General features: G+C 71.2%; 22 protein-coding genes. 18 read left to right on the forward strand and 4 right to left on the reverse strand.

Translation table 11 applies throughout. The features are described from left to right. Nucleotides 1-124: 124 nt before the first annotated feature. Complete coding sequence (locus WAB15_RS04805; RefSeq protein ID WP_399144626.1) at nucleotides 125-1,075, reverse strand: sugar-binding transcriptional regulator; 951 nt, start codon at nucleotides 1,073-1,075, stop codon at nucleotides 125-127. Between the two features lie 85 nt (nucleotides 1,076-1,160). Further along, nucleotides 1,161-2,510, reverse strand: a complete 1,350-nt coding sequence (locus WAB15_RS04810) for an MFS transporter (RefSeq protein ID WP_407285440.1) — start codon at nucleotides 2,508-2,510, stop codon at nucleotides 1,161-1,163. A 156-nt stretch (nucleotides 2,511-2,666) separates the two neighbouring features. On the opposite strand from WAB15_RS04810, the gene WAB15_RS04815 reads away from it, so the two are divergent. From WAB15_RS04815 to WAB15_RS04885, 15 genes are all read left to right on the forward strand, one after another. Beyond that, nucleotides 2,667-3,458 (forward strand): DeoR/GlpR family DNA-binding transcription regulator, encoded by a 792-nt coding sequence (locus WAB15_RS04815; protein ID WP_407285441.1) that lies wholly within the window; start codon nucleotides 2,667-2,669, stop codon nucleotides 3,456-3,458. 75 nt (nucleotides 3,459-3,533) lie between these two features. After that, nucleotides 3,534-4,532 (forward strand): zinc-dependent alcohol dehydrogenase family protein, encoded by a 999-nt coding sequence (locus tag WAB15_RS04820; protein WP_407285442.1) that lies wholly within the window; start codon nucleotides 3,534-3,536, stop codon nucleotides 4,530-4,532. Nucleotides 4,533-4,575: 43 nt separating this feature from the next. Further along, complete coding sequence (xylB, locus tag WAB15_RS04825) at nucleotides 4,576-5,979, forward strand: xylulokinase (protein WP_399144622.1); 1,404 nt, start codon at nucleotides 4,576-4,578, stop codon at nucleotides 5,977-5,979. A gap of 221 nt (nucleotides 5,980-6,200) precedes the next feature. Next, nucleotides 6,201-6,950 (forward strand): trypsin-like peptidase domain-containing protein, encoded by a 750-nt coding sequence (locus tag WAB15_RS04830; RefSeq protein ID WP_407285443.1) that lies wholly within the window; start codon nucleotides 6,201-6,203, stop codon nucleotides 6,948-6,950. A gap of 373 nt (nucleotides 6,951-7,323) precedes the next feature. Further along, nucleotides 7,324-8,355 (forward strand): hypothetical protein, encoded by a 1,032-nt coding sequence (locus WAB15_RS04835; protein WP_407285444.1) that lies wholly within the window; start codon nucleotides 7,324-7,326, stop codon nucleotides 8,353-8,355. Between the two features lie 54 nt (nucleotides 8,356-8,409). After that, nucleotides 8,410-9,678 (forward strand): FAD-dependent monooxygenase, encoded by a 1,269-nt coding sequence (locus WAB15_RS04840; RefSeq protein WP_399144620.1) that lies wholly within the window; start codon nucleotides 8,410-8,412, stop codon nucleotides 9,676-9,678. Nucleotides 9,679-9,784: 106 nt separating this feature from the next. Further along, complete coding sequence (locus tag WAB15_RS04845; protein WP_407285445.1) at nucleotides 9,785-11,182, forward strand: MFS transporter; 1,398 nt, start codon at nucleotides 9,785-9,787, stop codon at nucleotides 11,180-11,182. A 43-nt stretch (nucleotides 11,183-11,225) separates the two neighbouring features. After that, the gene (locus WAB15_RS04850) at nucleotides 11,226-12,074 is read left to right on the forward strand and encodes an FAD binding domain-containing protein (protein WP_399144618.1); all 849 of its coding nucleotides are present in this window, start codon (nucleotides 11,226-11,228) and stop codon (nucleotides 12,072-12,074) included. Beyond that, nucleotides 12,071-14,425 carry a xanthine dehydrogenase family protein molybdopterin-binding subunit gene (locus WAB15_RS04855; protein ID WP_407285446.1) on the forward strand — a complete coding sequence of 785 codons (2,355 nt, stop codon included), beginning with the start codon at nucleotides 12,071-12,073 and terminating at the stop codon, nucleotides 14,423-14,425. The genes WAB15_RS04850 and WAB15_RS04855 overlap by 4 nt, the downstream gene beginning before the upstream one ends. Then, nucleotides 14,422-14,955 (forward strand): (2Fe-2S)-binding protein, encoded by a 534-nt coding sequence (locus tag WAB15_RS04860; RefSeq protein ID WP_407285447.1) that lies wholly within the window; start codon nucleotides 14,422-14,424, stop codon nucleotides 14,953-14,955. The genes WAB15_RS04855 and WAB15_RS04860 overlap by 4 nt, the downstream gene beginning before the upstream one ends. A 3-nt stretch (nucleotides 14,956-14,958) precedes the next feature. Beyond that, complete coding sequence (locus WAB15_RS04865) at nucleotides 14,959-15,639, forward strand: SRPBCC family protein (RefSeq protein WP_407285448.1); 681 nt, start codon at nucleotides 14,959-14,961, stop codon at nucleotides 15,637-15,639. After that, nucleotides 15,636-16,298 carry an isochorismatase family protein gene (locus WAB15_RS04870; protein WP_407285449.1) on the forward strand — a complete coding sequence of 221 codons (663 nt, stop codon included), beginning with the start codon at nucleotides 15,636-15,638 and terminating at the stop codon, nucleotides 16,296-16,298. The genes WAB15_RS04865 and WAB15_RS04870 overlap by 4 nt, the downstream gene beginning before the upstream one ends. Nucleotides 16,299-16,336: 38 nt before the next feature. Beyond that, nucleotides 16,337-17,191 (forward strand): alpha/beta fold hydrolase, encoded by an 855-nt coding sequence (locus WAB15_RS04875; protein ID WP_407285450.1) that lies wholly within the window; start codon nucleotides 16,337-16,339, stop codon nucleotides 17,189-17,191. Nucleotides 17,192-17,269: 78 nt separating this feature from the next. Next, on the forward strand, nucleotides 17,270-17,752 hold the full coding sequence (locus tag WAB15_RS04880) for a MarR family winged helix-turn-helix transcriptional regulator (RefSeq protein WP_399144611.1): 483 nt from the start codon (nucleotides 17,270-17,272) through the stop codon (nucleotides 17,750-17,752). 77 nt (nucleotides 17,753-17,829) lie between these two features. Further along, nucleotides 17,830-18,654: an aspartate/glutamate racemase family protein gene (locus WAB15_RS04885; protein ID WP_407285451.1), complete on the forward strand. Its 825-nt coding sequence runs from the start codon at nucleotides 17,830-17,832 to the stop codon at nucleotides 18,652-18,654. Here WAB15_RS04885 and WAB15_RS04890 read toward each other — a convergent pair. After that, the gene (locus tag WAB15_RS04890) at nucleotides 18,632-19,477 is read right to left on the reverse strand and encodes a class I SAM-dependent methyltransferase (RefSeq protein ID WP_407285452.1); all 846 of its coding nucleotides are present in this window, start codon (nucleotides 19,475-19,477) and stop codon (nucleotides 18,632-18,634) included. The two genes, WAB15_RS04885 and WAB15_RS04890, sit on opposite strands and share 23 nt — an antisense overlap. A gap of 138 nt (nucleotides 19,478-19,615) precedes the next feature. On the opposite strand from WAB15_RS04890, the gene WAB15_RS04895 reads away from it, so the two are divergent. Then, entirely contained in the window at nucleotides 19,616-20,242 is a 627-nt protein-coding gene (locus WAB15_RS04895; protein ID WP_407285453.1) for a TetR family transcriptional regulator, read from the forward strand. A gap of 283 nt (nucleotides 20,243-20,525) precedes the next feature. Next, on the forward strand, nucleotides 20,526-21,974 hold the full coding sequence (locus tag WAB15_RS04900; RefSeq protein ID WP_407285454.1) for a Dyp-type peroxidase: 1,449 nt from the start codon (nucleotides 20,526-20,528) through the stop codon (nucleotides 21,972-21,974). A gap of 124 nt (nucleotides 21,975-22,098) precedes the next feature. Here WAB15_RS04900 and WAB15_RS04905 read toward each other — a convergent pair whose 3' ends face one another. Continuing rightward, the gene (locus tag WAB15_RS04905; RefSeq protein ID WP_407285455.1) at nucleotides 22,099-22,293 is read right to left on the reverse strand and encodes a hypothetical protein; all 195 of its coding nucleotides are present in this window, start codon (nucleotides 22,291-22,293) and stop codon (nucleotides 22,099-22,101) included. A gap of 196 nt (nucleotides 22,294-22,489) precedes the next feature. Between WAB15_RS04905 and WAB15_RS04910 the strand changes: the two genes are divergently transcribed. After that, on the forward strand, nucleotides 22,490-23,317 hold the full coding sequence (locus WAB15_RS04910) for a HipA family kinase (RefSeq protein WP_399144604.1): 828 nt from the start codon (nucleotides 22,490-22,492) through the stop codon (nucleotides 23,315-23,317). Nucleotides 23,318-23,348: the final 31 nt, after the last annotated feature.

Here is a 23,348-nt window from a genome sequence, read left to right on the forward strand (position 1 = left end):
CCCGCCCGCGACAACAATGCCGGTTTCCCTCCGCGCTCCCCCCAATGGAGCAAGGAACCCGCGCCCATGGACGCGGCGCGCGCTTCCCCGGTCGCACGGGCGCCGGCTCAGAGCGGGCGCCGGCTCAGAGCAGGCTCTCGGCAACCCCGGCGTCGGTGACCACGCCGTTGAAGAGGCCGGTCTTGAGTGCCGCCGCGGCGGCGGTGGCCCGTTCGACACCGTCGGCCATGAGAATGACGTCGGGGACCTTGCGCAGTTCGTCGAAGCTGATGGCGATGATCCGTTCGGTGAGTTCGGGGACGATGTCGCGTCCCTCGGCATCGAGCGGCCGGCCGGCGACCTCGGCGCATACGCCCCGGCGCCGGTAGTCCTCCCGGTCGGCGTCGCTGAGCGCGTCATAGACGGTGGAGAGCCCCGGGCCCCAGCCGCCGACCGTGACGACGGCCTTGGTCACATCGCCGAAGCGGCGCACCGCGTCGACGACACCGGGCTGCTCGCGCAGCATCCGGGCCGCCGTGGCATCGGGCAGCAGCAGAGGCGCGTAGATGGGGTAGACCACGCCCCTCGATATGGTCGCGGCCCTGCGCACCGCCTCGACGGCCGACACATTGACCGGACGCAGCGGGGTGACTCCGCAGAGCTGGACGACCGTGCACCGGGCGAGTGTGGTCAGTTCCAGGCCGAGGGCTTCGACCTCGGGGCCCCAGACGAGGCCGAGGACGTCGTTCTCGGTGACGATCTCGGCCAGCAGGTCGGCGGTGACCGCACCGAGGCGGCGGGTGGCCTGGACCGTGTCGTCCGGGTCCTCCCGCCGGGAGTCGATGACGATGGCGTGCCGCAGGCCGTAGCGCGTGCGCAGGGCGTCGGAGAGACCGGCGTCGAGTTCGGCGGGCAGGCGGATCTCCAGTCGGATCAGGCCGTCGCGGAGGGCGGACTCCAGCGTCCTGGCCACCTTGAACCGGCTGATCCCGAACTCCTCCGCGATCTCCATCTTGGATTTGCCCTCGAGGTAGAACCTCTTGGCCATCGCCGCGGTCTGCACCAGGTATTCCGGGCCGGTGTGGTGTGTGCGCATGACAGCCCTGGCCTTCCGGGACGGGATGCCGTCTCACGTCACTGCTCACGTGAGCACATGCATCACATATCCACCATTTTCTCCATTAAAGACCCCGAGAAGGCACTGTCAACGCCTCCGCCTCGTGGCGCTCCGCCTGGTGCACGACGGCGGGCGCGCCGGGGTCCGTGCGCGGCCCGGGCGTCTTGATGCACAGCACGAGGACGGTGCTGAGCAGATGCAGGGCGGCGTAGATCCACATGACTCCCCCGATGCCGAGCGGGCCGATGAAGAGCGTGCCGATGAGCGGGCCGAGGGCCATGCTGGCGCCGGCGCCCAACGTGTAGGCCGACATGATCTGGCCCTTGCGTTCGGGGGCCTGTGCGGTCATGAGCGGAGGCAGCGGGACGTATCCGGCCATGCCGACGCCCAGCGCGCCCGCGGCGATCGCGACGAACAGGTAGTCGTGCCCCACGGCCTCGGGGACGTAGTACAGCGCCAGGCAGGCGACGGCCGAGACCACGCCGCCGAGCCAGGCGACGGTCTTGCGCCGGCTCCACCGGTCGCCGAGCGCACCGAAGACCACCACGCAGGCGAGGTTGCTGACCATCATGACGATCAGCAGTGAGGCCCACTCCTGGGGGCGGAAGCCGATCCGGTCGACGAGGAAGAGCGGGATGAAGACCCACACGCCGAACTGGGAGGTGGTGTTGATGAGCCGGACCAGGGCCCCCATGCCCACGCGCGGTTCGGCGAACATGACGGTGAAGCAGCCCAGGAACGTACGGGGCAGGCTGACCCGCTCCGACTCCCTTTCCCTGGACAGCCCCTGGAACCCGGTGCGTTCCCGCAGCAGGAGCAGGACGACCAGGGTGCCCGCGACGATCATCGCGAGCGACACCCACAGCGTGCGGTAGAAGCCGATCGAGGGCTTGAGGAACGAGACCAGGGCGGAGCCGAGGACGGGGTAGCCCATGGTGAAGCAGAACCAGAACCAGCCGAGCGCCTTGCCGAGCTGCCGCTCCGGGGCGCCCGCCATGATCCAGACCATGAACCCGTACGCGAACAGCGGATACCCGAAGCCGCGCAGGCCGTAGGTGGCGAGGACCAGCGGGTAGGAGTGGGCGGGGACGGCGACCGCGAGCATCACCGCGTGGCAGACCACCCAGCAGGCCGCCCCGGCCATCATCACCCGGCGCGGTCCCCACAGGTCGCACAGTCCGCCCGCCAGGAAGGCTCCCACCGCGGCGGTGACTCCGTACACCGTGAAGACGACGCCGACGCCGGCCTCCGCGAAGCCGAGGTCGGTCTTGAAGTACGCGGGCAGATAGCTGGTCTCCACACCGTCGCCGATCATGAACAGCAGAACGCCGATATAGCCCCATATCAGGGCTCGGGGGATCCCGAGGACGGGGCTGGGGAGCGGCAGATCGCGCTTTAGGGGTGTGCGCAGCACGGCGGGGACCTCCTGAGGGGCCGGGCGTTCGCCCGAACATGGCCATCAGACTGAACAACCTCACAGAGAATTTCAAGAGCTTCACATAAAGTGTGTGATGTTCTAGGGTGAGAGCACGGCGGCGACCGCCGGCGGAAACGAACGGGGGTACCCACGATGCGACCGAGTCGCGGCTCCGAGGCAGAGGTGGAGGAGCGCCGCCGGGCGGTGCTGCGTCACGTCGCCCAGGAAGGCGAGATCCGCATCGCCGACCTCGCCGAGCGGATGCGCGTCAGCGTGATGACCATGCATCGGGACCTGGACAACCTCCATGAGCGGCAGTTGCTGCGCAAGGGCCGCGGAGTGGCCACGGCCTTCTCCAACGTCGCCATGGAGAGCGCGCTGCGCTTCCGGGAGAACGCCAACGTCGAGGTCAAGACCGCCATCGCGGACGCGCTGGTGGCGGAGGTCTCCCCCGGCGACACGGTGCTGATCGACTGCGGCTCCACGCTCTTCCCGCTCGCCCGCCGGCTCGCGACCGTCGACGGCATCCGCGTCATCACCAACTCGCTGCGCATCACCTACCTCCTGGCGGCCTCGCCGGTCGAGGTGACGCTGCTCGGCGACCGCTTCTACGAGGACTTCGAGTCCTGCGCCGGTCCGCAGACCCGGCGGCAGCTCCAGGACATCCGCGCCACCGTCGCCTTCGTCACCGCCACCTCGATAAGCGGCGGCCGGCTCTTCCACCCGGTGCGCGAATACGCGGACAACAAGCAGGCGTATCTGCAGGCCGCCGACCGCGCCGTACTGGCCGTCGACCACAGCAAGTTCGGCCGCACCGCCACCTATCCGTACGGCGATGTCGGCGGCTACGACCTGCTGGTCACCGACGCCGAGACCGCGGAGAGCGAACTCAGGCCCGTCCGCGACCTCGGCGTCGAGGTCCGCACCGTCGATCCCCACAGCTGAGCCGCCCCCGCGCCGCAGCTCCCCGCATCCCCGAGCGCCCTCCCCCGAGCGCCGCCCCGAGAAAGGCCCCGATCCATGCGCGCTGTCGTCATCCACACCCCCGGGCACCACGAGGTCACCACCGTCGAGGACCCCACCCCGGGCCCCGGCGAGGTCGTCGTCGCCCCCGCCGCGGTGGGCATCTGCGGCACCGATGTGCACATCGTCCAGGGGGAGTTCGCACCCACCCCGTACCCGATCATTCCCGGTCATGAGTTCACCGGCGAGATCGTCGCGCTGGGGGCGGGCGTGACCGGGCTGCGCACCGGGGAGCAGGTCGCCGTCGACCCGTCGCTGTTCTGCGGGGCCTGCCACTACTGCTCGATCGGGCACGGCAACCTGTGCGAGAACTGGGGCGCGATCGGCGACACCGTGGACGGCGCGATGGCCGAGTACGTCAAGGTCCCGGCGGCCAACTGCTACCGGCTGCCCGAGGGCGTCGACGTCGCGCAGGGCACGCTGATCGAACCGCTGTCGTGCGCGGTTCGCGGCTTCGACATCCTGCCGCGCCGCCTCGGCGACCACTACCTCATCTACGGCGCGGGCACCATGGGGCTGATGATGCTCCAGCTCGCCAAGGCAGCCGGCGCGGCCTCCCTCTCCGTCGTCGACATCAACACCGACCGGCTGGAGATCGCCCGGCAGTTGGGGGCGGACGCCACGGCGGTGAACTCCGCGGCGCTGGACCGGCCGCAGGGCTGGGAGACCGTGATCGACTGCACCGGTGTCATCCCGGTGATCGAGGACGGCCTCGGCCGGGTGCGCCGCGGTGGCACCTTCCAGCAGTTCGGCGTCGCACCGTCCGCCGCCAAGGCCTCCTTCTCACCGTTCAGCGTGTACAACGACGAGATCACCATCGTCGGGTCGATGGCCGTCCTGCACAGCTTCGGGCGGGCCGTGGACCTGATGGCCAAGGGGGTCATCGACGCCGACACGATGATCACCCACAGCTTCGGGCTGGACGACTTCGCCGCCGCCCTGCAGACGTTCCGCGACGGATCCGGCCGCAAGATCCAGCTCCGTCCGCAGGCCTGAACTCCCTTACTGTCTCCTCTCGTTGCACGGAAGCGACATCGTCATGCCCACAGTTGCCGGGGTGGACTCCTCTACCCAGTCCTGCAAGGTCGTCGTCTGCGACGCCGACACCGGGGAGGTCCTCCACCAGGGCCGCGCCGCCCATCCCGACGGCACAGAGGTCTCCCCCGAGGCGTGGTGGCGGGCCCTGCTCGAAGCGGGTGCCGGTCTGCTGGAACACACCGACGCCATCGCGGTCGCGGGACAGCAGCACGGCCTGGTGGCCCTCGACGGGGCCGGCCGGCCGGTGCGCGATGCGCTGCTGTGGAACGACACCCGCTCCGCGCGGTCCGCCGCGGATCTCGTCGCCGACCTCGGCGGGCCGGAGAAGTGGGCCCAGGCGGTCGGCACCGTTCCGGTCGCGGCCATCACCGTCGCCAAGCTGCGCTGGCTGGCCGAGCACGAGCCGCACCTCGCGGACCGCACCGACCGGGTGCTGCTGCCGCACGACTGGCTGACCTGGCGGTTGTGCGGCGGTCCCGGTAGCGGTGCCGAAGCGGTCACGGACCGGGGGGACGCCTCCGGCACCGGCTACTGGTCACCGGCCGAGGGGGCCTACCGGCGGGATCTGCTCGCCCTCGCCTTCGGCGGCCGGGTTCCCGAACTCCCCCGTGTGCTGCGCCCGAACGAGGCCGCGGGCCGCACTCCGCACGGGGCCCTGGTGGCGGCGGGTACGGGCGACAACATGGGCGCGGCCCTGGGACTGGGCATCCAGCCGGGCGATGTGGTGATCTCGCTGGGCACCAGCGGCACCGCCTTCGCCCTGTCCGAACACCCTACGGGCGACCCCACTGGGGCCGTCGCCGGCTTCGCCGACGCCACCGGCCGCTTCCTGCCGCTGGTGTGCACCCTCAACGCGGCGCGGGTCCTCAGCTCCACCGCCCGTATGCTCGGCATCGCCCTCGACGACCTCGACCCCCTCGCCCGCGAGGCCGAGCCCGGCGCCGCCGGCCTGGTACTGCTCCCCTACCTCGGAGGCGAGCGCACCCCCAACCTCCCCGAGGCCGCGGGCAGTCTGATGGGCATGCGCAAGGCGAACATGCACCCGCCGAACCTCGCCCGGGCGGCCGTCGAGGGCATGCTGTGCAACATGGCCGACGCCCTGGACCGGCTGCGCGCCCAGGACGTCAGCGCCCGACGGGTCCTCATCATCGGCGGGGCGGCCAAGGCTCCGGTGGTCGGCGAGATCGCCGCCGAGATCTTCGGCACCCCGGTCACCGTGCCCGAACCCGGGGAGTACGTCGCCCTGGGCGCCGCCCGGCAGGCCGCCTGGGCCCTGGCGGGGACGCCCGAGCCGCCGCACTGGCCGCTCGCCGCGGCACGGCAGGTCCCCGTACCGGCCGACGGCTCGGCCGGCCGCCGCATCCGCGAGGGGTACGCGCAGGCGCGGTCGCTGGTGTACGGGTGACCGACCTGGCGCCCCGCGATCGACATGCCGGGTGTCCCGTCAACTGAGCGCATTCTTGGAGGAGTTCGCGCCCCTCCGGGCGAACGGAGGGACGGGTGACACGGATCACATAGTCCAAAAGAGACGATGACGCTCCTGAGGCGTCGGTTCCGCGATTGGCTGAGGCCGCAGTCCTCGTTCCGACTACTGCAGCCCACACGGGAAGTGATCGCATGTTACGTGTGTTACGCGCCCTTGGCCTCGCCGTCCTCCTGGCAGCCACGACCATCGCCGCGGCGCCGTCCGCGAGCGCCGTCACCCGCACGGCCGTCGGAGGCGGCACCGGCATCATCTTCCGGCTGAAGCCCACACCGGAGACGCCCACGAGCTACTACATCTGCACCCTCACCGCGGTCGGCCGGGACTCGGCCGGCAACCTGGTGGGGCTGACCAACGCCCACTGCTTCATCGACGAGCAGGGCAACAAGCTGGTCGGCGAGCGGGTCTACCGGGACACCTCGCCGGCGGGCACGGCCTTCTCCCCCGCTCCGATCGCCGACAGCCGCCCCGACCTGGAGACCGGCGCCATCGGCACGGTGACGTACGTCAGCACGCCGAACAACCTGCTCAACTCCGGCCCCAAGGGGCTGGACTACGCGGTGATCAAGCTGGACGAGAGCCGGGTCGCTCCCACCAGCACCGTCGGCCAGGTGACCATCACCTCGATCGGCGCCCCGCCCGCCAACGGCACCCGCATGTGCAAGGAGGGTCACCGAACCGGCCTCACCTGCGGAAAGAAGCTGGGGACCAACGGGATCTGGTTCACCCACCTCATCTGGACCGACGGCGGCGACTCGGGCTCCCCCGTCGTCTCCGGTCAGACGCTGGTCGGCAACGCCTGGGGTGCCCAGCACAGCTCGCCGATCCTGAGCATCATCGACGCGATGAACACCCAGGGCGGAGTCGGCGCCGGCTTCCATCTCGCCACCTGAACCACCCCACACCTCCCGTCCCCCGGTCCCGCCTCCTCGGCGGGGCCGGGGGACGGTGCTGTTCCCGGCGCCCAGGCCCTCCGCGATCCCCCTCCAGGGGCGCGTTCCCCTGTCGGGTCGTCAGGAAAGTACGGCGTCGACTCGGTGCGCGCCCCCTTGCCAAAGGGAGATCGTACGTGTTCGGATTATCTCCGTCGGGGCAGCCCCGATCCTGTCGAAACCGCTGCTCAACCCCCGTGCCGCGGGGCGGTTTCGCCCTGCCCCGCGCTCCCCCGTTCTCCTCGACCGGCGGGTCCCGAACGGGACCGCCGGATGCCGCGGCCGGCACGAAGGCCGTGATCGGTACCCGTAAGCGAGCCCTGGGAGGAACCCCGTGTTCGATCTCTCGTCCGTCGATCTGCTCGATGCGTTCACCCGCGAGCTGCGGCTGTGCAAAGTGCGCAGCGGCGAGCATGTCGTCATCCTCGCGGAGCCCGGCAGCCGTGGCGACTACGTGGCGGCGGCCTTCGGCGCGGCGAAGGCGTGCGGTGCGCATGTCATCGCCGCGACGGTGCCGGGCGGCAGCCCCGCCCCGATGCCCAGCACCCACACCGGTGCGGGTCCGGGCCTGGTCTCCGTCCTCAACGACAGCACCGCGCAGGACCTGCTGAAGTCCGCGGACCTGGTCGTCGACCTGACCCGCGAGGGCTTCATCCACGCACCGGTCCAGCAGGAGATCCTGCGCGCGGGCACCCGCATCATCTTCGTCTGCGACGCCCCCGAGGTACTCGTCCGCAATCTGCCCCATGAGGGCGACAAGGCCGAGGTGCAAGAGGGCGTCGACCTGTTGAAGCGGTCGTCCGTCATGCGGGTCACCTCTGACGCCGGCACCGACCTGACCGTGCAGCTGGCGGGCGCCAAGCCGGAGTTCCAGTGCGGGTTCGCCGACGATCCGGGCCGCTGGGACCACTGGCCGAGCACGATGGTGCTGTGCTGGCCGGAGATCTCCGACGGGCGGATCGTGCTGGCCGAGGGCGACATCCTGCTGCCCTTCAAGGAGTACGTGCGCGACCCCGTCACGCTGCAGATCGCCGGCGGCCACATCGAGAAGGTCTCCGGCGGCGCCGAGGCCGCGATGCTGTCGACGTTCTTCGAGGACGCGCAGGACCAGTGGGCGCGCAGCCTCTCCCACATGGGCTGGGGCCTGATGCGCTCGGCCGACTGGTTCGCCACGGCGATGTACGGCAAGGACGACCTGATGGGCATGGACGCCCGCGCCTTCGCCGGGAACTTCCTGTGGTCGACCGGGCCCCATCCGGTGCTGGGCCGAGAGTCCTACGCCCATCTCGACATCGCCATGCGCGGCTGCACCGTCGCGGTGGACGGCACCGAGGTGGTCACCGAGGGACGGCTCGCCGACCGCTGAGGCCGCCTCATCACACCGCGAACCGTCCGTAGTCGTCAGGGAGTTGGAGGAAGAGTGGCGTCCAGTCAGTCGTACGAAGTCGGCGTCGTAGGGGGAGGTCTCGGTGGGCTGACCGCCGCGCTGGCGCTGCGGCAGCGCGGTCTGCGGGTCACCGTCCTGGAGCAGGCTCCGCAGCTCGGCGAGGTCGGCGCGGGCATCCAGACCGCACCCAACGCCAGCCGGATCCTGCTGGGCCTCGGACTGCGCCGGCAGCTGGAGGCCATCCACACCGAGCCGCTCGACCAGGTGCGGCGCCGCTGGAAGGACGGCAGCGTCATCGGGATGACCTCTCTGGGGCAGCGCTGCAAGGACGAGTTCAACGCCCCCTACTGGCACTACCACCGGGCCGACCTGCACCGCGTCCTGCTGGACGCGTGCCTCGACTCCACGGGCCCCGGCCCGGTCGTGGCGGTGCACACCGCGAGCAAGGTCACCGAGCTGGACCGCTCCGATCCGCAGCGACCCGTGGCGGTCACCGAGGACGGCCGGCGCCACGCCTGCGACGTGCTGATCGGAGCCGACGGGATCCGCTCGCGGGTACGCGAGTTGATGGGCGCCCCCGACACGCTGCTGTTCTCCGGTGAGATGGCCTACCGGGCGCTGATCCCGGGCGATCTGATCGCGGCCGACCCGGCGACGCGCTGGCTCGTGGACCGCTATCAGAGCACGATCTGGTACGGGCCCGACCGGCATCTCGTGCACTACCTGATCCGCGGCGGCGAGTACCTCAACATCGTGGCGTGTGTGCCGTGCACGGACGAGGTCCGCGAGAAGTGGGCGCTCCCCGCGACGGCTGCGGACCTCGTCGACGCCTTCCCGGGGTGGGACGACCGGGTACCGGCGATGCTGTCCAAGGCGAAGGAGGACGTCTCCGTCTTCGCGCTCCACCACCGGCGGCGTGACCCGGTGTGGATGGACGGGCGCGTCGTCCTCCTCGGCGACGCCTGCCACGCGATGCTGCCCTACCAGGCACAGGGCGCCTCGCAGGCCATGGAGGACGCCGCCGTCCTCGCCGAGGAGTTGGGCGCGGTCACGGCCGGCGGCGTCGAGGAGGCGCTGCGCCGCTATGTCGACCGGCGCGCCAGACACGCCGGAATGGTCCAGGAGGCCTCACTGCAGAACAAGACCTTCTACCACCTGCCCGACGGTCCGGAGCAGCGGGCCAGGGACGCCAAGCTCCAGAACTTCGACGGCGAGTCGGACCTTTCCTACCGCTGGCTGTGGGGCGGCACCCCGCTCAACGACCCCGACAGCGGCGCATTCTCCTACCAGTTCGCCCGTTGAAATTTCTTCTTGCAGGAACCTGCATCCGACACCCGCATGCGAGGGCGCTGAGCTTCACGTCCGCGATGATGCGGCACGTACCGACCCGCAACACCGTGGAGCGAACGTGAAAACAGGAGATCAGATCGTTCAGGAACTCCCCTGGAGATGGTCCGTCCAGGGCAGGATCTTCATCATCGGTGGCCTCGGCTACCTCTTCGACGCCTATGACATCGCCCTGAACGGCTTCCTCATGCCGCTGCTGGGGGCACACTTCGACCTCTCGCTCAGCGCACGCGGCCTGGTGGCCACCGCCAACCTCGTCGGCATGGCCGTGGGCGCCGTCGCCTGGGGCGCGGTCGCCGACCGGATCGGGCGCAAGCGGGCCTTCAGCGTCACCCTGCTGATCTTCGCGCTGTTCTCGGTGCTCGGTGCGCTCGCGCCGAACTACCCGGTCTTCCTCGGACTGCGCTTCCTCGCCGGCGTGGGGCTGGGCGGCTGTATCCCCGTCGACTATGCGCTGGTGGGCGAGTTCTCGCCGCGCAAGTACCGGGGCCGGGTGCTGACGGCGCTCGATCTGTGGTGGCCGATCGGCGTGACGCTGTGCGGGTTCGTCTCGACGGCGATGCTGCCCCTGGAGGGGAACTGGCGGTGGATGCTGGCGACGATGGTGCTGCCCGCGCTGCTGCTGTTCTGGGCGCGCCGCGGTATCCCCGAGTCGCCGATCTATCTGACGAAGAAGGGCCGGGAGACCGAGGCCCGGCAGGTCATCGACGATCTCGTCGCCCGCACCGGCGCCCCGGCCGAGCCGTACGTCATTCCCGAGCCGGTCGCCGCGTCCGGGCCGCGCGGAGTGGCCGCGGCCGCCGAACAGCTGGGCCGCGTCTGGAAGTTCAGTCCCCGGATCACGTCGGCGGCCTGGCTGCTGTTCGCCACCATCATGCTCGTCTACTACGCGGCGCTGAGCTGGCTGCCGTCCATCCTCAAGGAGGAGGGCCTCGGTGACACGGCCGCCTTCATGAGCACCACTCTGATGAGCGGTGTCGGCATCCTCGGCGTCCTGGTCTCCACCGCGCTCGTCGACGTCATCGGCCGCAAGTGGCTCATCGGGGTCTCGGCGCCGATCGCCTCGCTCGCGCTGGTGGTCTTCGCGCTGGTGATGAAGATGCCGACCGGGTCGGTCGTGACGATCGCCGTGTTCGGCTTCCTGATGCAGCTCGCCATCCCCGCCCTGTACGCCTACGTCGCCGAGCTGTACCCCACTCCCCTGCGGGCCAGCGGCTTCGGCTGGGCCTCCTCGGTCAGCCGGGCGCTGACCGGCTTCGCACCGCTGCTGTTCGGCTCGGTGATGTGGCCCGTGCTGGGGCTCCCGGTGACGTTCGCGGTGCTGGCGGTGGCCGTGCTGGTGGCCGTCGTGTGGATGGCCGTAGCGGCTCCGGAGACCAAGGGCCAGGCCCTGGACGGCGCCGGCGGGGACCCGTCGGTGCCCGCGGCCCGGACGGTCGCCGAGCAGGCGCCGCTCTGACGACCCCTCAGCACCACAGCACACCACGTACGGCAGGAGGACCATGAAGCCCGCACCGTTCCGGTACCACCGGGCCCCCGACGTCGAAGGAGCCACCCGGCTGCTGGCCGAACTCGGTGACGACGCCAAGGCCATCGCCGGCGGACAGAGCCTGGTCGCGATGATGAACTTCCGACTGGCCCGCCCGCGGCACCTGGTCGACATCGGCGGTATCCGGGAGCTCGACCGGCTCCACCGGGACGCCGGGGGCGGTCTGCGCATCGGGGCGCTCACCACCCACCACACGGTGGAGACCGCTCCCGCGGAGGTGCTCGGGGCGGGCTTTACGGTCCTGCGGGACGCCATGGGCTGGATCGGGCATCTGCCCATCCGCACCCGCGGCACGGTCGGCGGGAGCATCGCGCACGCCGACGCCACCGCCGAGTGGTGCCTGCTCGCGGTGGCCCTCGACGCCGAGTTCGTGGCCCGCGGCCCGCGCGGCGAGCGCACCATCCCGGCCGCGGACTTCTTCCTCGGCTACTACACGACCGCCCTGGACCCGGACGAACTACTCGTCGAGATCGTCTTCCCCCGGCCCGCCCCGCATGCGGCCCTCACCGAATTCGCCGAGCGGCGCGGTGACTTCGCCCTGGTGGCGGCCACCGTGGACCTCGACGTCGAGGAGGGGACGGTACGCGGCGGCCGGGTGGCGCTCGGCGGGGTGGCGGCCATGGCGGTACGGGTGCCCGAGGCGGAGGCCGTGCTGGCCGGCGGCGGCTCCTTCGAGGACTGCGCGGCCGCCGCCGCACGGGCCGTCGATCCCCCCGCCGACGCGTCCGGCAGCACGCACTACCGCCGGGGACTGGTCCGGACGCTGGTCCGACGGGCCTGTGAGGAGGCGATGTCCCGATGACGGAACGAAAGCTGGTGGGCAGGTCGGTGGCCCGCCGCGAGGACCCTCGGCTGCTGTCCGGGCGCGGCCGGTTCGTCGACGACATCGCGCTGCCCGGCATGCTGCACGCCCAGTTCGTGCGCAGTACGGTCGCCCACGGCGAGATCGCCTCGATCGACCTCTCGGCGGTGCGCCGCGTCCCGGGTGTCGTGGCCGCGTTCACGGCGGACGACCTGGCGCTGGGCGATATCACCGCCCAACTGGGGCGTCCCGTCTCGGAGTACGTACCGACCGCCATGCCCGTCCTGGCCCGCGGCAAGGTCCGCTTCGTCGGGGAGCCCGTCGCGATCGTGGTGGCCCGGGACGCCTACGCCGTCGAGGACGGTCTGGAGGCGGCGCGGGTCACCTACACCACGCTGCCACCGGTCATGTCCGAGGAGGCGGCCCTCGCCCCGGACGCTCCGCTCGTCCACGCCGAGGCCGCCCGCAACACCCTCGTCGACGTCTCGCTGTTCGCCACGGACGGCATCGACGGCATCTTCGACTCCGCGCCCTGCGTCGTCCACGTCGACACCAGGACCGGCCGGCAGAACGCGCTGCCGCTGGAGACCCGCGGCGTCGTGGCGCACTGGGACGACCGCGAGGAGCAGCTCGTCCTGCAGACCTGCACCCAGGTCCCGCACCAGGTGCGGACGGTGGCCTCCCGCAGTCTGCGCCTGGACGAGCGTGCGGTGCGGGTCGTGGTGCCCGACATGGGCGGCGGCTTCGGTCAGAAGTGCGTCGTCGGCCGGGAGGAGATCGCGGCCGCCGCGGCCGCGCTGCGGCTGCGCCGGCCGGTGAAGTGGATCGAGGACCGCAAGGACGCCCTGTCCGCGTCGTTCCTCGCCCGCGAACAGCACTACCAGGTGCGGGCCGCCTTCGACGCGGACGGCAAGATCCTGGCGCTCGACGCGGACGTGGTGTGCGACATGGGCGCCTACTCCTGCTATCCGTTCACGGCGGGCATCGAGCCGCTGATGGCCTCCGCCGAGATGCCCGGCGTCTACCGGGTGCCCGCCTACCGGGTGCGCGGCCGGGCGGTCACCACCAACAAGGCGCCCACCGCGCCGTACCGGGGCGTGAGCCGGCCGCAGTACGTGATGGTCGTCGAGCGGCTCTTCGAGCGCGCCGCCCGCGAACTGGACGTGGACCCGGTCGAGATCCGCCGCCGCAACGTCATCACCGACTTCCCGTACACGGGCGTCAACGCCATCACCTACGACCCCGGTTCCTACCTGGAGTCCCTGAATCTCTGCGAGCGGCTCGTCAAGGACGAGGGCTGGTACGACCGGCAGGCCGCGGCGGCGGCCGAGGGGCGGCACCTCGGCATCGGCTACGCGTGCTTCAGCGAGCGCACCGGCTACGGCTCGGCGACCTTCGCCCAGCGCAAGATGCAGGTCGTGCCGGGCTTCGACATCTCCGAGGTGCGGATGGACACCAGCGGCGCGGTGACCGTCACCACCGGCACCATGAGCCACGGGCAGAGCCACGAGACCACCATGGCGCAGATCGTCGCCGATGAACTCGGCCTGGACATGGCCAAGGTGCGGCTCCACCAAGGCGACACCGACCGGATCACCTACGGCTGGGGCACCTTCGCCAGCCGCTCCATCACCGTCGGCGGCAGCGCGGTGCGCCTGGCCGCGGCGAAGCTGGGCGACAAGCTGCGCGCCGTCGCCGCGGCCCGCTGGGGCGTCGTCCCGGACGAGGTGGAACTGGCGGGCGGCCGCGTCCGCCGCCGCGACGACCACTCCGCCGTCATGACCTACGAAGAGATCGCCGACACCGCCTACCTCCAGGCGCAGTTGCTGCCCAAGGACATCGAACCCGGCCTGTCGGCCACCGCCACCTTCGACGTCTTCAACGACGGCACCTTCTCCAACGCCACCCACGGCGTCGTCGTCGAACTGCACGAGGGCACCGGGCAGGTGGAGATCCTCCGGTACGTCTGCGTGGAGGACTGCGGAGTCGCCATCAACCCGCAGGTGGTGGAGGGGCAGTGCCGCGGCGGTATCGCGCAGGGCATCGCGGGCGCGCTGTTCGAGCAGGTCACCTACGACGCCCAGGGCGAGCCGTCGGCGACGAGCTTCATGGACTACAAGGTGCCCACCGCGCACGAGATCCCCGATGTCCTGATCCACCATCTGGAGACGCCCTGCGCCTTCACCGAGACCGGCGCGAAGGGCGCCGGCGAGGGCGGCACCATCGGGGCACCCGCCGCCGTCCTCAACGCCGTCAACGACGCCCTGCGCCCCACGGGCGTCGAGCTCGACCACACGCCGGTCACCCCGGAGACCGTGTACCGCGCCCTGCACCAGGAGGCCACCCGATGACCGATGACGCAGTCGTGACACAGCGGGAGTTGCAGCTGTTGACCCTCGACGTCAACGGCGAGCAGCACGAGGTGATCACCGAACCGCGCCGCACCCTCGTCGACGTGCTCCGCCACGAGCTGCGGCTGACCGGTACGCACGTCGGCTGCGAGCACGGCATCTGCGGTGCCTGCACCGTGCTCGTCGACGACCGGCCGGTGCGCGCCTGCCTGATGTTCGCGGCGCAGGCCGAGGGTGCCCGGATCCGTACCGTCGAGTCGCTCTCGGACGGCGACGGGCTCGGCGATCTGCAGCGGGCGTTCAGCGAGCACCACGGGCTGCAGTGCGGGTTCTGCACACCGGGCTTCCTGATGCTCGCCGAGGGGTTCCTCGCCGAGCGGCCGGAGGCGACCAAGGAGGAGATCCGGGAGGTCGTCGCCGCCAATCTGTGCCGGTGCACCGGCTACCAGACCATCGTCGAAGCGATCGACGGGTGCGCGCGGGCCCGGCGCGGGGCGTGCGCGGGTCTTTGTGACAGCAAGGAGAAGTGACGTATGCAGCTGACCCACGAGGTGCCGGTGCAGGCCTCGCCGGACGAGGTCTTCGCCCTGATGAACGATGTCGAGCGGGTCGCCTCGTGCATGCCGGGCGCGGCGCTCGACGGGCAGGACGGCGACGTCTGGCAAGGCCGGGTGAAGATCAGGGTGGGCCCGATCAGCGCCGCGTACTCGGGCACGGTCCGGTTCCTGGACGTCGACGCCGAGCAGCGGCGGCTGCGGGTGCACGCCCGCGGGGCCGACGCACACGGCAGCGGGGACGCGGAGGCCGAGGTCGCGCTGGAGGTGGTGCCGGCGCCCGGCGGCGCGATGCTCCAGCTCTGCACGGACCTGGTGATCCGCGGCAAGATCGCCCAGTTCGGCAAGGGCGCGATCGCCACCGTGTCGGACCGGATCCTGCAGCAGTTCGCCCGGAATCTGGGGAGTCTGCTGGACCAGGACCGGGCCGGCGCGGCGGCTCCCCGGGGCGCGGCCGCCGCCTCCACCGCGCCCGCCGCGCCGCGCCCCGCCCCCGCGCAGAGCACCGAACTCGACGGTCTGGCGACGCTGCTCGGCCCGTCCGCCGCCAAGTACGGCCTGGTCGCCGGGGCGTTCGCGGTCGGGCTCTTCGAGGGCTGGCTGCTCGGCCGGCTCGGTGCCCAGGCCCGGGAGCTGCGCGCCCTGCGGAGGACGTCATGAGCGCCGCGCGGTACGGGCCGCAGACCGAGCACACCTATGCCCGGGCGGGCTTCGGCGGCCCCGTGCGCCGCGGTGACCGGCCCGCGATCGTCGTGGTCGACCTCACCCGCGGCTTCACCGAGGACGTCTTCCCGTCCGGCGCGGACCTGACCGATGTCGTCGGCGCCTCCGGCGAGTTGATCGAGGCGGGGCGCGGGTCCGGCGTGCCCGTCGTGTTCACCGCGATCGCGTACACACCGGCCGAGGCGACGGGCGACGCCCTCCCCTGGCTGCACAAGGCGCAGGGCATGCGGGCGCTGCGCGAGGGCAGCGCGGAGGTCGTGGTCGATCCCCGGCTTCCGCGCCGGCCCGCGGACCACCTGATCGTGAAGAAGGGCGCCTCGGCCTTCTTCGGGACCTCGCTGACCGCCCTGCTGACCGGCCTCGGCTGCGACACGGTGCTGGTGTGCGGGGCGACGACGAGCGGTTGTGTGCGGGCGACGGCCGTGGACGCGGTGCAGTCCGGGTTCTCGGTGCTGGTGGCGCGCGAGTGCGTCGGCGACCGGGCGGCCGGCCCGCACGAGGCGAATCTCTTCGACATCCAGGCCAAGTACGGCGATGTGATCGGCCTCGCGGACGCGGTCGGCTATCTCGCCGGGCTACCGGGCTCGGCCCGGTGATCCCGACCCCACTCCCCCATCCGCCACTGGAGGTTCCCGTGCCGCCGAACCCGCCCGCCCGCTGTCTGCCGCAGTCCGCGCTCGCCGATCTCGCCGACGTGCCCGCCACGAGCCGTTGGGTGCGCTCGGGCGGCACCCGTCTGCACGTGCTGGACTACGGCGGCCCCGGCGTCCCGTTCGTCGTCCTGCCCGGCATCACCAGCCCCGCGATCACGATGGATTTCGTCGTCCGTGAACTGACCGATCTGGTCCGCCCGTTGGTCCTCGACGTCCGCGGCCGCGGGCTGTCCGACGACGGCGGCCGCTACGACCTCGACGCGTACGCCGAGGACACCGAAGCCGTCGTCACCGGGCTCGGACTGGACCGTCCGGTGCTGTTCGGGCACTCCATGGGCGCGCGGATCGCGGCCGTGACGGCGGTGCGCGGCAAGGTCGCGCTGCGGGGCACGGTGCTGGGCGACCCGCCGATGAGCGGACCGGGGCGCGGGTCCTACCCGACCGCGCTGACGGCGTTCCTGGACCAGTTGGCGCAGGCCGTACGCGGCACGGACGCGGACGAGGTGGCCGAGTCGTGGCCGCGCTGGCCGCGGCGGGAGCAGGAACTGCGGGCCCGCTGGCTGGCCAGCTGCGGGCGGGAGGCCGTCATGGCCACCCATCGCGGTTTCGCGCACGAGGACTTCTTCCACTGGTGGCCCGATGTGCCGGGCCCCACGGCGCTGCTGTACGGCGCCGAGAGCCCCGTCGTCACCGCCGAGGGCGCGCAGGAGGCGGCGGGGCTGCACCCGTCCGCCGCGCTCGTGGAGATTCCGGACGCCGGGCACATGTTGTTCTGGGACAACCCGCCGGCCGCGCTCGCGGCGCTGCGCGAGGCCTTGGGCCCGATGCTGACCTGACACCCCGTCCGCGGACCGGTTCCCGGACCGTCCCGTTCCGGCTGCCGAACCGTCGCGGAGCCATGCTTAAGTGAGCCCATGGCAGACGAAACCGCACCCTCGACCTCCACCCCGCCCCGGCCTCCGGCCGCCCTGACGACCGCGCCCGGCTACCAGGTCCGGCGCCTCTACCAGGCGTATCTCGCGGTCTGGATCCGCGCGGTGGACCCGACACTCACCGGGCCGCAGTTCGCGGTACTGCAGACCGTGGACGCGGCGCCGGGGCACGATCAGCGGTCGATGGCGTCGGCGGTGGCCCTGGACACCTCGACGATGGCGGACGTCGCCCGGCGGCTGGAGAACCGGGGCCTGATCGTCCGCAAGACGGCCGCCGACGACGGCCGACGCAAGCTGCTCTATCTGACCGAGGAGGGCAGAGCGACCCTCGACGACGCCAACAGCCGTGCGCGGCAGCTCGACCAGCGGCTCCTGGAGCCGTTCGGTACCGAGCGCCGCGAAGAGATCGTGCAGCTGCTCACCTCGCTCGCCGACCACTGGGAGCAGCTCCCCGAGGACCTGTAGCCGCGCGCCGCGGCACGCCACGGGTCCCGGTCCCGCTCGTCAACGACCCTTTGCACACCGGACACCCGGAGGATGCCGTGCCCCGCCCCGACCACCACATCGGCCTGATCGTGCCCAGCTCGAACCTCACCATGGAAACGGAGCTGCCGCGCATGCTGCATGCGCGGGAGTCCGTCCTTCCCGAGGACCGGTTCGTCTTCCACAGCAGCCGGATGCGGATGCGGCACGTCACGCCCGAGCAACTGCGCGCCATGAACGCGCAGACCGGACGGGCCGCGCTGGAACTCGCCGACGCGCGGCCCGACGTGGTGGCCACGGCCTGCCTCGTGGCGATCATGGCGCAGGGCCCGGGGCACCACTGCGCCGCGGAGGACGAGATCACCACCGTGCTGCGCGACCAGGGCGCCCCGGCCCCCGTGGTCTCCAGCGCGGGGGCGCTGCTCGACGGCATCAAGGCCCTGGGGGCGCGGCGGGTCGCGATCATCACGCCGTACATGAAGCCGCTGACCCGCCTGGTCGCGGAGTACATCGAGGACGCGGGCACCGAGGTGGTGGACGCGCTCAGCCTGGAGGTGCCGGACAACCTGGCGGTGGCCCGCCTCGACCCCGACGACCTGCGCACGCACTGGCGGCGCCTGGACCTCTCCCGCGCCGACGCGCTGGTCCTCTCCGCCTGCGTCCAGATGCCGTCGCTCGCTTCGATCCAGCCGGTCGAGGACGCGGCGGGCCTGCCGGTGCTCTCGGCGGCCACCGCCACGGCGTACCGCATCCTGGCCGCACTGGACCTGCCGACGTTCGTGCCCGGCGCGGGGAGTCTGCTCAGCGGCCGCGTCCACCGGCCCGCCGGAGCTGCCGGTCCCCTGCCGGCGGGCGGCCCGGCTACTGGGGACGGTGGGCCGTGACCAGCAGGGCGGTGCTGCTCAGCCGTACCGCGCCGTCGTCCTCGTGGGGGCGCAGGACGTCGATCAGCCTCTGGCGTGCGCGCTCCTGCTCCTCCGGTCCGACCTGGCTGGTCAGATAGCGTCCGGGGCCGGATTCCAGCAGCAGGGCGGCCGCGTCGGCGGCGTCCCGCCCCCACGTCCCGTAGGCCTCGACCTCGGCCACCTCGATGTCCTGGAATCCGGCGGCCGACAACACCTCGCGCACCAGGTCCGGGTCCGCCAGGGAGAACATGCCCGGACCTCCCGGCGCGCCGAAGCCCTCCATGGGCAGGATGTCGCGCAGTGTGGAGAAGGCCCGCAGCCACTCGTTGGCTTCGACGCGCGTCGCGCAGACGAAGGCCGTGCGGCCGCCCGGGCGCAGGGCCCGTCCGATGTTGGCGAAGGCGGCGACGGGGTCGGCGAAGAACATCACTCCGAAGCGGCTGATCATGACGTCGAACGCGCCGGCCTCGAAGGGGTGGGCCTGCGCGTCCGCCTGCTCGAAGGTCACGTTGCCCAGGTCTTCGCGCTCCGCGGTCCGGCGTGCCTGCTCCAGCATCGGGGCGGAGAGGTCCAGGCCCAGGGCCCGGCCGCGGGCGGACCGGCGTGCGGCGAGCCGGGTCGTACTCCCCGCTCCGCAGCCGATGTCCAGGACGCGGTCGCGGTCGGTGAGGGCGGCGGCGGCGAGCAGGGGCGCGTTGAAGCCGCCGTTCACGGCGTCCCAGCGGTCCTGGTTGCGGGCCCAGTGGCTGCCCTCGTAGCCGTTCCATGCCTGCGCCTGATCGGTGTTGACGAGGTGTTGCATCCGTGACCTCCTGCTGGCTCCGACATCTGTCGCGACCTAGAATGGGCGCTCGCCCAAACAGTATGGGCGCTTGCCCATACTCGCAATCCCCTTTGCTTGTCGGGGAGTTCGCCGCGAGCTCACATCAGGAGAGGCTCCATGTCACCACGCGGGGTAGCGATCCCCGACCCCCGCGAGCGGCTGTTCGCCGCCGCGGAGCGCGTCCTGTCCCGCGAAGGCCCGGCCGCCCTCACCAGCCGGGCGATCACCACCGAGGCGGGCTGCGCCAAGGGGCTGCTGCACGCGCACTTCGACGGCCTGGACGAGTTCGTCGCCGAGCTGGCCCTGGACCGGCTCGCGCGCACCGCGCGAGAGGCCGCGGAACTCCCCGGGCGAGCCGGTCGGGCAACCGTGGCCGGCAACCTCGTCACCGTCGCGCTCGCCCTGCTGGGCTCCCTGGAACCCGCGGTCATCGGCCTGGCCATGACGCGCTCCGGCGCCGCTCTCCGGATCCGCCGGGCACTGGAGGCCGGTGCGCCGGGCTTCACGGCGATGCAGGACGCGATCACCGCCTACCTGGACGCCGAACGGCGGCTGGGGCGCCTCGCGGACGGCACCGACACCGCGACCGTCGCACTCGCTCTCGTCGGCACCCTCCACCACCTGCTGATGACCGGCTGGGCCGACGCCCCGCACCCCCGCGAACCGGCGGAGCGACTGATCGCCCTGCTCATCGGCAGCGGCCCGGGCGATGCGGAGGGTGCTCGGACCACGCCGCCCGGGTGAGCCGGCGTCCGCCTACGACTTGAAGGGCGGCTTCAGCTCGGGGTGGTGCTCTCGGACGCTCTTGACGAGCCGCGCGGTGACGTTGAACGAGGGTGCAGATGCAGCCCCTCGACATACGCGCGCTGTGCGGCCTCAGCGTGTGTCATATGACGTGGCCATATGGATGAATCGCACGGACGTACGGGGGATCTCCAGGTCCCCGCCGTGGCCTGCAGCTCCCGACCGGGAATGCGGAAGGCGCGGCGTTGCCGCTCTTCCTCAACCCGCACGAAAGGAGCAACCGATGGACGTCGACTTCGACAAGGAATCCGGTATCGGCCCCAGCGATCCGAAGGGAAAACTCACCGCCGAGGAGAAGGCCCTCCTCGGCGATATTCAGGGAAACATCCTGAAGAGCCACGGCCGGGACCACAGCCGACACCTCTTCATCACATTCGACACGACAAAGGCGAAGGAAGCCAAGGCCTGGCTCGCCCAATTGAGCAAGACCAAGGTGACCTCCGCGCTGAAGCAGTGGGACGATTCCCGCGTCCGCGCCGAAATCTTCGAGAAATCGAAGAAGGAGGAGGACCCCGAGGCGTATCTCAGTGTTGAACTGCCCAAGAAGCCCAGCGGCATCTTCATCAACGTCATGTTGTCGGCCAAGGGGTACGACGCCCTCGGCCTGAGCGGCAAGAAGCCGACGGACGGCATCTTCGGCGGAGGCGCAGCCGGCGCGGTGAGCCGGCTCTCCGATCCTCCCAGGAAGGACTGGGAGGCACCCTTCAAGGCGGAGCTGCACGCGCTCGTCATCATCGCGGACGACGACCCCGGAAAGGTCGCGGCGGAGGCCAAGGCCATCACGGACTCCCTCAAGGGCGGCAAGGTGGTGAACACCGAGATCGGCCGGGCCCTGCGGCGCGGGAAGAACGGCCCCGTCCATGAGCACTTCGGCTTTGTCGACGGCGTGAGCGACCCACTGTTCTTCGCCAAGGACATCCCCAAGAGCAGCAAGCAGTGGAACCCCGGGGCGCCGCTCAAGCTCGCTCTGGCGAAGGACCCCGGCGGGCATGCGAAGACCGGCTACGGATCATTCCTGGTGTACCGCAAGCTCGAACAGAACGTCGACCAGTTCAACCAGGACCGGCACGAGTTGGCCAAGGTCCTGGCCAAGGAGGACAACCGGACCGAGCCCAACCACGCCGACCGCGAACTGGCCGGCGCCTACCTGGTGGGACGCTTCCCCGACGGTTTCCCGGTCTCGGAGAAGGCGACGCCCGACGGCGCCGACAGGGAGATTCCCAACAACTTCAACTTCAGCACCGACACCGACGGGCTGAAGTGCCCGTTCCAGGCGCACATCCGCAAGACGAACCCGCGCGGGGACACCACCAAGTTGGGCGGAACGCTCAAACAGGAGCGGACCCACCGCATTTCCCGCCGAGCCATCAGCTATGAGCAGAAGGGCAAGGTCGGCCTGCTCTTCCTGTGCGTCCAGAGCAACATCGAGCACCAGTTTGAGTTCATGCAGTCGGCCTGGGCCAACGCCCCCGAATTCGTCCAGCCGAAACCGCCCACCGGCCTGGACCCCGTGGTCGGCCAGGGCAAGGTGGTCAAACAGCAGTGGCCCGCGAAGTACGGCTCCGACAAGAAGGTCCCGCTGAGCCTGAAGCAGTCCGTGCACATGAAGGGAGGCGAATACTTCTTCATGCCCAGCATGGGCTTCCTCAAGGGTGTCGAGAAGACCAGCTGACCCCGGCAAGACCAGTCGACCCCTCTCAAGACCAGCTGACCCGCACGGTTCGCAGCCGCCCGGGGCCGGAGCCCGACACCCGGCCCCGGGCGGCACCTCGGGCGACGTGCGTGCGCACCCCGCGTCAGCCGGCCGCCCGCCCTGCTTCCTCGGCGTGCCGGGCGCGCGCCCGCGCCAGGGCGGCGTCGAAGTCGCGCTGGGTGTCGTCGCACCAGTGCAGCAGATCGGCAAGGACGTGCTGCAAGGTCTCACTGGGGCCGCGGCGCCAGCCCTCGCCCGAGAGCGTGTACGTCGAAAGCGCCCCGTTGGCACGTCGCACCGCCGCATCATGCACATCCGGCGTCGCCGTCATGTCCACCTCTCCCATCGAAGCGATCCGTCATGTCCGTCGCGTGAGGGCGCGCAGAGTGCCGCCCCCGAAGTGAAAACTATAATGCACTGCAGTTTTACAGTACGCTTCAGCATTAGCTGTGACGGGCCTGGTCGGCCCGATGGCGGAGGAGGGGCGGGAAGGCATGGCTACGGCGTCGGATGCACTGCGCAGGGTGACGGCCGTCCGGTACGTGACGCCGCTGCGGAGCGGGGGCTCGGTCCCCGGTGTCGTCGAGGCCGACGATCTGGGGACGTACGTCGTCAAGTTCACCGGCTCGGCGCAGGGGCGCAAGGCGCTCGTCGCCGAGGTCGTCGTCGGCGAGCTGGCCCGCCGACTCGGGCTGCGGGTACCGGAGTTGGTGCTGGTCGACTTCGACCCCGCGGTCGCCGCCGAGGAACCGCACCAGGAAGTCCAGGATCTGCTGCACGCCAGTGCAGGGCTCAATCTCGGCATGGACTATCTACCGGGAGCAGCCGACTTCGCCCCCAACGCCGCGGACGCCGTCGAGGTCGATTCGGCGGAGGCGGCCAGGGTCATCTGGCTGGACGCGTTCACCGCGAACGTCGACCGCACGGCCCACAGCCCCAACCTCATGACCTGGCCGCCCTCCGGCCACCAGCGCCCGCGCCTGTGGCTCATCGACCACGGTGCCGCCCTCGTCTTCCACCACCGCTGGGACACCGCGGCCGACGCCACCGTGAAGGCGTACGACTTCCGGCACCACGCGCTCGGCACCCGACAGCCCGACATGGCCGCGGCCAACGCCGAGTTCGCCCCCCGCATCACCACGGGACTGCTGCACGAAGTGGTCTCCGCCATTCCCGACGCGTGGCTCACCGACGAACCGGGATTCGCCACCGCGGCGGAGGTCCGCGACGCCTACGTCGCCCATCTCACGGCCCGGGCCCGTAACTCCACCGATTGGCTCCCGACGGAATTCCCGTCACCGTACGGTCCGGCCACCGGATAGGGCTGACCGGCTGCGGGAACGCAAGAAGCCG

The sequence above is a fragment of the Streptomyces sirii genome (assembly GCF_045690365.1).
Lineage (GTDB): Bacteria > Actinomycetota > Actinomycetes > Streptomycetales > Streptomycetaceae > Streptomyces > Streptomyces sirii.